We start from the raw sequence: 2179 nt of genomic DNA on the forward strand, positions 1-2179 counted from the left end.
CTGAACAGCGACCCACTCGTTTCATCCGTCCCGCGCATCTTGACCCCCACAGTTCTGCTGCGGACGAGGAATCATGTTCTCAAATCGTTGTCCAGAAGAGACTATTTCAGCAACCTGCTAGGTGGGGCAGGGTGCCCCATGCATGCCGTCCCGCCACAAATTCCCGATCCGGCAACCCTATCCTTGGAGAGGCGGGTTGGCAGGGGTTTTGAAGGTGCGACAGGTATGCTTGTGCGGTTGTGATTGTCGATCATGTGCGGAGATCAGCAAACTCTTGCTGTTTGTGCGAGGGCCTTGAAAGGTTGCGTGCTGCTGTCAGCGACGCCAAAGCGAACCCCGATCTGGCGAAGGCGAGGAAACTGCGCACGCCGTGGCAATGGGTAAAGGGGTCCACCGCCGAGAAAGAAGCCCTGAGAGCTCTTCGCAAGTAAGGTAGACAAGTTTGAGCATCGACCTCGGGGCCTTGTAGCAGTCGTCAAGCACGTTGAAGGCGAGCTAAATTCTCAATAGTCTACTAGGTGAGCAATGAGCAGAATAGTGGACAAAAAGAATGCCCGCGAGCCCCGAGGCAACAGGTGGTGTCGGCTACACCTTTGAAGATTCAGTAGTGGCGTCATATTTAACCAGCCTCCTAGTTGAGGGTGGTGCGCAGGGAATCTCTGAAGCGATTACTGACGGCGTCTTTCTCCAGCGCGCGGCGCTTGGTGAGCCACTAGACGATATAATCGTGGAAGCGTCGGATCGATACGGCCAACCTTCCAAATTGGCTCTGCAAGTGAAGCAAAGCCCAACGCTGAGTTCTGCTGAAACTAACACCGATTTTCGAGACGTCATTTCGGCTAGCTGGAGAGAATTCAAGAAAGACGGCTTCAGGAAAGGTCGGGACCGTGTTGGCTTAGCAGCTGCTAATATCGCGCAGTCCACACTCCGGGCGGCCCGCTCTACGCTTGAATGGGCTCGTACGTCCAAGTCGGCAGACGATTTTTTTAGGCGGCTCGAAACCGAGAATTTCGCAAGCGACGCACAAAGAAGGTTCGTGAGCGATGTCCGAGCTGTGCTCCCAGCAGAGGCGCAAGATGAGGAAAATTCGTGGCAGTTTCTAAGGCATTTTGTCATCCTCGTCTTTGACACGCTTTCAGAAGGAGCGTCAGGTTCATTCGAGGCGATTGAACGACTGCGGAATGCGCTACCAACTGGAGAGCGTCATCGTGCCGAAGAGCTTTGGGTACGACTTTCCCAGATTTCACGACAAGCGTCGGGCGCAGCGGGCAGCTTTTCAAGGGCAACTCTGGTTGAGCAGCTTTCGGGAGTGTTTGATCTTTCTTGTCTTCCAAGCATGCGCAGCGATCTGGTTAAGGTAGCAGAAGAAACAAGACACGCTCTTCAAGGTATCCGAATGGATATCTCTGGGCTGATTATCCCGCGGAACAGTGTTCTCGCTAAGATTAACGACGTTGATGATGGCAAGCGATTTATCCAATTGGCGGGCGAGGCCGGTTCGGGAAAGTCGGCGGTGTTACGTGCGCTGGCCGAAGAGCACACCCGGCATGGTTTCGCCCTTGTTCTGACCGATAAGCGTCTCGTCGGCCCCGGCTGGCCCTCACTCGCCACGCACCTGCGCCTAGAAACGGAGCGGCTCGCTGATCTGCTTTTTGAGCTAGCCACGCAAGGAAAGCCAACTCTCTTCATCGACGGGATAGATCGCTTAGGCAACGAGGCTCGTCAGACAATTTCAGACATCGTGACTACTCTTCTTGACGACCCGAGGCTTGCGGACTGGCGCGTCGTGGCATCTACCCGGTCGTCACACCTCGAAGACTTGAGGATATGGCTTCCTCCTCAACTCATTGAGGAGGGCCAAGCACATATCGTCGAGATCGATGGGTTTGATGATATTGAGGCTGGCATCCTTGCCGAGCGGTTTCCAGCGATGAACGAAGTTCTGTTCGCCGAGGGTCAAGAGAAGGAATTTGCAAGGCGCCCTTTCTTTGCTCAGGTGTTGGCACAGCGTTCAGTGAGCACTGATGGAGCACCGGGCAAGTTTTCCGAGATTTCGCTAGGGTCAGGACCCATTGATTTCCGTTTGCTGGCGTGATTCACGGCTCAAAAACGAGCGGTGAACATGTCTGATCTTTTCTGGCTGACTGACGTGCAAATGGCGCGTCTTGAGCCTTTCTTC

General features: G+C 54.5%; 1 protein-coding gene. It reads left to right on the plus strand.

Features of this window, described 5'->3' with window-relative positions; genetic code table 11:
• Window positions 1-550 precede the first annotated feature (550 nt).
• Window positions 551-2095, plus strand: a complete 1545-nt coding sequence (locus H8B03_RS18890) for an NACHT domain-containing protein (RefSeq protein WP_226926153.1) — start codon at window positions 551-553, stop codon at window positions 2093-2095.
• Window positions 2096-2179 lie beyond the last annotated feature (84 nt).

Source organism: Meridianimarinicoccus sp. MJW13, assembly GCF_014901205.1.
Taxonomy (GTDB): Bacteria; Pseudomonadota; Alphaproteobacteria; order Rhodobacterales; family Rhodobacteraceae; genus Meridianimarinicoccus.

Coding starts and splice junctions, on each gene's coding strand:
- H8B03_RS18890 (WP_226926153.1), top strand. CDS start 551: ATGCCCGCGAGCCCCGAGGCAACAGGTGGTGTCGGCTACACCTTTGAA.